Raw genomic sequence first — 8608 nt, 5'->3', positions numbered from 1 at the left:
TATTACGAGCTCCTGTGCGAATTGGAGAGAACGCTCCCGCAAACTGCCTCTTGACAACTTATAGGAGCGTCGGTTTTGTTTTCACGGTTTTCGGTATGGCCGAGGCTGTCCGTGTTAACGTAGTAGATGGGCCACTTTTGTGGCAAGGGGGCCGATCTGCGGGCCAGGGTAGCTAAAAGAGCCCCGTCCCAAAAAGACTGATTGGGAGCTGGGGCGTGTCGATGCGATAGTATTGCATGGTGGTATTCGACTAACCGAGGGTTTATCCGAGGGCTTTATGGAACAGCACCAGCATTATCAGAGCCTGCAAGATCAGGCATACAACGCATTACGCTCCAAGATTATCTATGCCGAGCTCAAGCCCGGCACGCGCCTTTCGGCGATTGGTCTGGAAAAGGAGACGGGAATCGGGCGCACGCCCATTCGCGAGTCCTTTGTGCGCCTGCGTGAGCAGGAGCTGGTGGAAACGCGTCCCAAAAGCGGCACCTATGTCTCAAAAATCAGCATGGAGCGCGCCGAGAACGCCTGTTTCTTGCGCGAGAAGCTCGAGAGAAGCGTGCTTATTAAATGCTGTTCGGCTGCTACGCCCGAGCAAAAGCAGCGGCTCGAGCAGATTCTTGCCGAGTCCGAGTCGCTCGACCATAGCGAAACGCGTCGCTTTTTCGATCTGGACAACCTGTTCCATGAGACGTGTTTTGAGATTGCCGGCCGTCACATGTTGTGGGATTGGATGAAGAGCGTCAACACACATTTTGAGCGATACAACTGGTTGCGTATGGTGTCGCAGGACCTGGATTGGGAGCCGATTCGTCGGCAGCATCGCCGGATTCTCGAGGCAATTAAGAGGGGCGATACCGATGCGGCGAGCTATCTGGCAGAGACGCACTTGCACCTGATGCCCGAGGAGCAGGGCCCGGTTATCGCCTTGCATCCCGACTATTTTGAGCTGTCCAAAGACTCGGCCATCTAATCAATCCCCATATAAGTTGCGGTGAAATAGGGACTGTTTTGCGGCCTAGGTGGCGCAAACAGTCCCTATTTCACCGCAACTGCGTTGGGGCGTAACCGGGGCACAAAGCTGCGGCGCCGCTTGGAGGAAAAGACCGGAAGCAAGGGTCCATTCCTCCAGACGGCGCCGCAGCTGTTTTGGTGGCTCGGCTTTTGTCGAGGTGGCTTAGTTGAGCGCGACGGCCAGCCGAGTAGGCAAAGCGGCTTGGAGGCGTGTCGCTTCCGTCACGTTCTATCAGCATACAAGACGGTTTTGGTTCTTGTTCGTGACGGAAACGGCGCGCTTCCGAGCCGCTTTAAAAGAAAGGGGGCGAGGTCTAGGGCACGCCCCCCTTCACGATAGAGAGCTAAACCTAGCCGCGGACCTTCTTGACGACGTCCATGGCCTCGTGGGCGATCTGCTCGACCTTGGAGAAGTCGCCGTCGGCAAACAGGGCCGGCTTGACCATCCAGGTGCCACCGCAGGCGATGATGGCGGAGGAGCTCAGGTACTCCTCGACGTTGGCGGTGCTCACGCCGCCGGTAGGCATAAAGCGGTGACCGACAAACGGAGCGGCGAGGGCCTTGATGGTGTTCAGGCCGCCATACTGGGACGCGGGGAAGAACTTGGTGACCTTGAGGCCCAGGTTCTCGGCTGCGGTGACCTCGGAGGGGGTCACGGTGCCGGGAAGGACGGGCAGGTCGATGTCGATGCAGTGCTTCACGACGTCCTCGTTGTAACCCGGGGAGACGATGAACTTGGCACCGGCTGCGCGGGCCTGCTCAACCTGCTCGACGGTCAGGACAGTGCCGGCGCCAACGCACATCTCGGGCTCGGCCTCGGCCATAGCGGCGATGCACTCGGCGGCGCAGGCGGTGCGGAAGGTGACCTCGGCGGACTTCATGCCAGCTGCCATAAGGGCGTGGGCGAGCGGAGTGGCGTCCTCGACCTTGTCGAGCACAACGACCGGCACGATGCCCAGGGACTCAAGCGTGGTGTAGAACTGATCGAACATGATGTTCCTTTCGATGTGTGGCGCGCATGGGCGCGTGATTGCCAAATGTGCTGGTCAGGAGCCGATTTTGGATTGGTTATCGGAGGCACTGCTTGGGGTTCAAGCAATTCCAAAACCGGCTGCTCGACCAGTCATGTAGGGAATGCCAGGCAAAACCGGAATGGGACTGGTGGTTTTGCCCGGCCGGAGGAATCGGGGAGCGGGCCGCAGGGGTATGGGATTGGAAAGCTGCGGCCCGCGGAATGGGGAACGAATTAACGGGCGACGCGGGTGCCACCGTCGGCGGCGGATGCCGCGGCTGCGATCTCGTCTGCGGTCACCAAGTTGGAATCGCCCTTGATAGTGAGCTTGAGGATCGAGGCTGCAATCGCGTAGTTGACAGCGTCCTGCGGGTCAAAGTCGTTGATGAGGGCATGGACGAGGCCGGCGTTGAAAGCGTCGCCGGCGGCAACGCCCTCGAGTACGTGCACGTCGTGAGCAGGGGAGAACCAGTGCTCGCCGCTCTCGGCCTCAAAGAGCATTCCCATCCAGATGGAGCGCTCGACGCAGGAGATGTTGCGGACGACCGAGGCGACCTTCTTGCAGCCGTACTCGGCGCAGATCTGACGGGCCATCTCGACATAGGTGTCGCGCTCCTCTATGCCGTGGGCAAGGGAGCCAGAGACGCAGGTCATACCGAGGCCAGCAGGCGCATCCTCGTCGTTGGCGATGCAGATGTCGACGAGCGGCAGGAGTTCCCTCATGGTGGCCTGCGACTTCTCGGGCGACCACATCTTGCCGCGATAGTTCACGTCACACACGGTGGTGATGCCCTTGGCGCGGCAGGCGGCGAGCGCATCCTTGCAGGCGGCGGCCATCTCATCGGAGACGGCGGGGGTCACGCCGGAGAAATAGAAGACATCGATGCCCTTGAGGATCTCGTCCCAGTCAAAGACGTCGCGCTTGGCCATGTTGATGGCAGAGTACTTGCGGTCGTAGACGCAACCGTTGCCGCGCTGCGAGGCACCGACCTCAAACACATAGGAGCCAAGGCGGTCGCCCTGACGCACGACGCGCGTGGTGTCGACGCCGTAGGCCTTCAGCGAACGCAGGGCGCACTCGCCCAGACGGTTGGCCGGGACAACGGAGACGTAAGCGGCCTTGTCGCCCTGGTAGGCCAGGGAAAGCGCAGTGTTGGCCTCGGCGCCGCCGTAGCGGACGTCAAACTCGGTTGCCTGCTCAATACGCAGGTGGTCTTTGGGTGAGAGTCTCATCATGATCTCGCCGAAGGTAAGAACCGTTTTACCCATGGTCGCGCAGCTCCTTTTACTCGTGCGTACACCTTTGATATGGCGTTGGCACGCAGGTGCCAAGACGGTAGGGTGCGTCTTTGCACCTGTGTGCCAACGCTCGCCGAAATCGGTTTACGAAATCGGTTTCGTTTCGAGTTGTAGTATACTCACCTACAGCGTTTTGCAACCGAGATTTTTAAAAAATGCCTAAAATGGCTCAGACTGCCGACATTGGGAAACGGGGTGCGCTATGGCGCAGATGAGAATCAAGGACATTGCCGCCGAGGCGGGCGTGAGCCCGGCCACGGTCTCGCGCTATCTCAACAACCGCCCCGGGCAAATGACCGAGGAGACCCGTGCTCGCATCGCGGCAGTTATCGAGCGCACTGGCTATCGCCCACGTGCCGCCGCGCGCAATCTGCGCAGCTCGCGTACGAACCTCATCGGTGTGATTCTGGCTGACATCGCCAACCCGTTCTCGAGCGCCATGCTCGAGGGCCTTTCCGCCAGCGCCGCGGCGCGCGGCTGCTCGCTCATGACGGCCATTAGCGGCAACGACCCCGCTAAGGAAGCGGAGTCGCTCACCAGACTTATCGATGCCGGCGTGGACGGCCTGGTCGTCAACACCTGCGGAGGCAACGACAAGGCGATCGCCGCGGCAGCGGGACGTCTGCCCGTCGTGCTGCTCGACCGCGACGTTGCCGACGGCGGTGTTGACCTGGTGACATCTAACAACCGTGAGCTGGTCGCCGGCTTGGTAGACGCCTTGGCAGCTGCGGGCAGCGAGCGTCTGTGCCTGCTCACCGAGGCAAGCGACGACAGTCCCGTGCGTCGAGAGCGCGCCGAGGCCTTTGCCGACGAGCTTTCGCGACGCGGCCTTGCGGGCGAGGTCGTCACCCTGGCCGACGGTGGCGCCGCGGGCGTTGGCCGTTTGGACGAGACCATCCGCGGCTATGCGGGCAAAAAACTCGGCCTCATTGCCGTCAACGGCCTGGTTTTCCTGCGTCTGACCGAGGCGCTGGCGCAGCTTGGTCCCTCGCTGCCGGCGGGGCTCAAGATCGCGACGTTTGACGACTACCCCTGGAACCATGTGCTCTTTGGCGGCGTCACCACGGCAGCGCAAGACACCCTCACCATTGCCGAGCGCGTGGTCGAGCGTCTCTCCGAGCGTATCGACGTTGTTACCACCACCGTGGGCGAGGCCGCGAAGCTGGCGCCTAAACGCATCGAGATCCCCGGTCACATCGAACATCGCGCATCAACTTCGCGCTAGCCGCTCGTTCGTAACTGCCTGTTCGCACACGTTTTTTGAGCGCTTGATACGCTTTAACCCTGCGGAAACATTTTTCTGCGATAGTATCTGCGATATAGACCAGTCGAAACCCGCCCGAAAGAAAGGGGAGCGACATGAACCAGCAGAACATCGATTACGTACTCCGCTCCGTAGAGCAGCGTGACATCCGCTTTGTGCGTCTGTGGTTTGTCGACATTCTCGGCCGCCTCAAGAATTTTGCCATTAGCCCCGAGGACCTCGAGGTCGCTTTTGAGGAGGGTATTGGCTTTGACGGCTCCGCCATCGAGGGCTTTGCCACGCCCGAGGAAGCCGACATGCTGGCGTTTCCCGATGCTTCGACCTTCCAGATTCTGCCGTGGCGCCCGAGCCACAACGGCGTCGCCCGTGTGTTCTGCGACGTGTGCACTCCCGATCGCAAGCCGTTTGCCGGCGACCCGCGCGATGCCCTGCGCCGCATGTTCCGCAAGGCCGAGAAGGCTGGCTACCTGCTCAACGTGGGCGCCGAGCTGGAGTACTACTACTTCCCCGACGAGCATACGCCCGAGCCGCTCGACAACGTGGGTTACTTCGATCTTTCGGTGAGTGACGCCGCCCGCGACCTGCGCCGCAACACGGTCCTCACGCTCGAGAAGATGTCCGTGCCCGTGGAGTACACCTTCCACGCCGCCGGCCGCTCGCAGCACGGCATGAGCCTGCGCCACGCCGAGGCCCTGAGCATGTCCGACGCCATCACCACGGCCAAACTCATCATTAAGCAGCAGGCCTACGAGAGCGGTTGCCACGCCTCCTTTATGCCTAAGCCGTTGGCGGGCGAGGACGGCAGCGCCATGTTTTTGCATCAGTCGCTGTTCGACCACGACGGCAACAACGTCTTTTGGGGCGAGGACGACGAGAAGTACCATCTCTCCGATATTGCCAAGCACTACATGGCCGGCATTCTGGCACACGCGCGCGAGATCAGCGCCATCACCAACCCCACGGTCAACTCGTACAAGCGCATCACCACGGGCGGCGATTCCGTGCCGCAGTACGCCACGTGGGGCCTGCGCAACCGCGCGAGCATGGTCCGCATCCCGGTCTACAAGCCCGGCAAGCAGCTGTCCACGCGCATCGAGCTGCGCAGCCCCGACCCCATGGCCAATCCGTACCTGGTCAACGCCGTCACGCTGGCGGCTGGTCTGGACGGCATCGAGCGCAAGCTGGAGCTCCCGCCCGAGGCCACGGCCGAGACGCTCAAGCTCACCGACCGTCAGATGGTTGAGGCCGGCTACACGCCGCTGCCGCGCTCGCTCAAAGAGGCGCTCGACGTGTTTGAGGACTCGCAGTTTATGAAGGATGCCCTCGGCGAGCACATCCACAGCTTCTTCCTCAAAAAGAAACGCGACGAGTGGCATAAGTTTGAGTCTACGATCACCGAGTGGGAGATCAAGCACTACCTGGCGAACTCCTAATCGTGCTGGCTTGTTCCAGTACGATTGAGCTCATTTCTTTGGAGGCCGATATGTCCGAAAAGAGTGCCCTGTTCATGGCGCGCACGACGCGCTTCCACGAGTTTGCCCGCAGCTTGACGACCACTCTGGGTGTCGAGGTGAGCTTGGCAACCCCCGATTCGCCGACTGCGGCGCACGACTTTGACCTGCTGATCCTCGATTCCGATGGCATCCGCAGCGACCGCATCGATCAGATTGCCAAGTGGCTTGACGATCGCGGCGGCGTCCCCATGTTGGTGATCGTCGACGACGAGGCGCTCGGCACCCTGCGCCTGCCCAATCACGCGCATGCCGACTTTGTATGCCCCACGGCGACGCCCAACGAGCTCAAGGCTCGCGCGCAGCGCCTGATGGGCGAGGAGGAGACCGTCGCCGCCGACGATGTGCTCAACATCGACAACCTCGAGATTAACCTGGCTACCTACCAGGTGACGCTCGATGACGAACCCATCGACCTGACGCTGATGGAGTACTCGCTGCTGAGCTTTTTGGCGACGCATCCCAACCGTGCCTACAGCCGCGAGGTGCTGCTGCACCGCGTGTGGGGCTTTGAGTACTGCGGCGGCACGCGCACCGTCGACGTGCACATCCGACGCATCCGCTCCAAGGTGGGCCCGCAGATCGCGGCACACATCACCACCGTCCGCGGCGTGGGCTATCTGTTTAAGGACTAGATTCTCACCACAACGGGGACAGGCACCTCTGTGGTGGTTATGCCGCATGCGTGGATCCCTTTCGAGTTTGCAGCAGAACTTAAGCCTTCCTAAAAGATTGCGTTCTCATACACGTTCGCCCGCATATTGGGGTACAACTCAACGTGAACAATGATGGCCCGCCACATGTTTGGCGGGCCTTTGGTTATTTGACGAAAGGATCGCAGCCATGAGCGAGTACGATTCCCAGCGTCCCCAGGATGCGGGCAACGCCGGCGAGACGCAGCAGCAGCCGCGTGTGCAGGTGGAGTCGACGCCTGCCGACAGCAACATTCCCTACGTGCAGGCCTACGACACACAGACCGGCAAGCCGCTGGGCGGTGCGCAGGTCGTGAACAAGCACACAGTGGTCAAGACCAAGACCAAAAAGCTGCCGATCTTTATTACGGCACTCGCCGGCTGTGCCTGCGGCGCCCTGCTGGTCATCGCGCTCATTATGAGCGGTACGCTCGATATCGGTGGCGGCAAGAATGCCGTGACGGCGGGTGCTTCGGGTTCGTCGACGCAAAAGATTACGATTGATTCCGAGGACACCACGCTGGCCGAGGCCGTTTCTGCCAAGGCATTGCCCTCCGTGGTTTCCATTACCGCCACTTCGAGCGGCGGCCAGAATGGCTCGCTTTCGCAGTCTGCCGACGAGTCGGATAACTCGGGCAGCGTCGGTTCGGGCGTGGTGCTCGATACCGAGGGCCACATCCTAACCAACAACCATGTGGTCGATGGCTATGACCAGTACGTGGTGACCATGGACGACGGCACCACCTACGAGGCCGAGTTCGTGGGCAACGACGCCTCGAGCGACCTGGCCGTCATCAAGCTCAAGGACGCCGACGCCTCCAAGCTCACGCCGATCGAGATCGGCGACTCCTCCAAGCTCAACGTGGGCGAGTGGGTCATGGCGATTGGCTCGCCGTTCGGCAACGAGCAGTCTGTCTCCACGGGTATTGTGTCGGCGCTGTACCGCTCCACGGCCATGAGCTCTACCAGTGGTAACACCATCTATGCCAACATGATCCAGACCGATGCCGCCATCAACCCGGGCAACTCCGGTGGCGCGCTCGTCAACGACAACGGTGAGCTCGTGGGCATCAACTCGCTCATCGAGAGCTACTCGGGCTCCAGCTCGGGCGTGGGCTTTGCCATTCCCGTTAACTACGCCAAGAACATTGCCGACCAGATCATCGACGGCAAGACGCCGGTACATCCGTACATGGGCGCTACGCTTTCGAGCGTCAATGCGCTTAACGCCCGCACCAACAAGCTGAGCACCGATAGCGGCGCGTATGTGGCGAGCGTCGTTGAGGACGGCCCCGCCGCCAAGGCCGGCATTCAGGAGGGTGACGTCATCACCAAGCTGGGCGACGACGAGATCACGAGCGCCGATGGCCTGATCATCGCACTGCGCAGCCACGAGGTGGGCGAGAAGGTTGAGATCACGCTCATGCGCGGCAAGGAAGAGAAGAAGGTCACCGTCGAGCTGGGCTCCGATGAAGAGCTGCAGAACCAACAGCAGGACGACAGTTCGACCGACACCGGCAACGGCGGTATTACCGATGAGCAGCTGCGCCAGTACCTGGAGGAGCTGCTGGGCCAGCAGGGCCAGGGTCAAGGCTACGGTCAGGGTTTCTAACGAGCCGTATCGCACATATCGAAGTCAGAGGGGCTGTCCCATCAACGCGGGACAGCCCCTCTTTTCTTATTGATCCGTTGGGGACGGAGGAAAACGGATCATTTGGAAATGGCAAGGGCATGGTTTGATTGCGCGACCCACCCCGGTCTGGCGGCTGCCGATTCGGTGCGGTTGGAAAGGGCGATTTGGCTCCATCGCGACCGGTGG

The 8608-nt window shown here is 61.2% G+C and carries 7 protein-coding genes; 5 read left to right on the top strand and 2 right to left on the bottom strand.

Going from position 1 to position 8608, the window contains the following annotated elements; genetic code table 11:
* Nucleotides 1-277 precede the first annotated feature (277 nt).
* On the top strand, nucleotides 278-970 hold the full coding sequence (locus AB5405_RS09080; RefSeq protein WP_368138257.1) for a GntR family transcriptional regulator: 693 nt from the start codon (nucleotides 278-280) through the stop codon (nucleotides 968-970).
* A gap of 391 nt (nucleotides 971-1361) precedes the next feature.
* Here the strand turns inward: AB5405_RS09080 and eda are convergent, their stop codons facing one another.
* Together eda and AB5405_RS09070 are read right to left on the bottom strand one after the other, a co-directional pair.
* Complete coding sequence (gene eda, locus AB5405_RS09075; RefSeq protein ID WP_368138256.1) at nucleotides 1362-2003, bottom strand: bifunctional 4-hydroxy-2-oxoglutarate aldolase/2-dehydro-3-deoxy-phosphogluconate aldolase; 642 nt, start codon at nucleotides 2001-2003, stop codon at nucleotides 1362-1364.
* Between the two features lie 254 nt (nucleotides 2004-2257).
* Complete coding sequence (locus AB5405_RS09070; RefSeq protein WP_349116518.1) at nucleotides 2258-3292, bottom strand: PfkB family carbohydrate kinase; 1035 nt, start codon at nucleotides 3290-3292, stop codon at nucleotides 2258-2260.
* 232 nt (nucleotides 3293-3524) lie between these two features.
* On the opposite strand from AB5405_RS09070, the gene AB5405_RS09065 reads away from it, so the two are divergent.
* The 4 genes from AB5405_RS09065 to AB5405_RS09050 all read left to right on the top strand — a co-directional run bounded on the left by AB5405_RS09065 (nucleotide 3525) and on the right by AB5405_RS09050 (nucleotide 8401).
* Nucleotides 3525-4547 carry a LacI family DNA-binding transcriptional regulator gene (locus tag AB5405_RS09065; protein WP_349087675.1) on the top strand — a complete coding sequence of 341 codons (1023 nt, stop codon included), beginning with the start codon at nucleotides 3525-3527 and terminating at the stop codon, nucleotides 4545-4547.
* Nucleotides 4548-4681: 134 nt separating this feature from the next.
* A complete protein-coding gene (locus AB5405_RS09060) occupies nucleotides 4682-6019 on the top strand; it encodes a glutamine synthetase family protein (protein WP_152067386.1) in 1338 nt (445 codons plus the stop codon).
* A gap of 50 nt (nucleotides 6020-6069) precedes the next feature.
* Nucleotides 6070-6732 carry a response regulator transcription factor gene (locus tag AB5405_RS09055; RefSeq protein WP_161145500.1) on the top strand — a complete coding sequence of 221 codons (663 nt, stop codon included), beginning with the start codon at nucleotides 6070-6072 and terminating at the stop codon, nucleotides 6730-6732.
* 208 nt (nucleotides 6733-6940) lie between these two features.
* Nucleotides 6941-8401: a S1C family serine protease gene (locus AB5405_RS09050; RefSeq protein WP_368138255.1), complete on the top strand. Its 1461-nt coding sequence runs from the start codon at nucleotides 6941-6943 to the stop codon at nucleotides 8399-8401.
* Nucleotides 8402-8608 lie beyond the last annotated feature (207 nt).

Origin of the sequence: Collinsella aerofaciens, from assembly GCF_040920445.1 — a bacterium.
Classification (GTDB): Bacteria; Actinomycetota; Coriobacteriia; order Coriobacteriales; family Coriobacteriaceae; genus Collinsella; species Collinsella aerofaciens_BH.
Note: the sequence above shows the minus strand (reverse complement) of the source record. Positions and strands in the feature narration are given on the sequence as shown.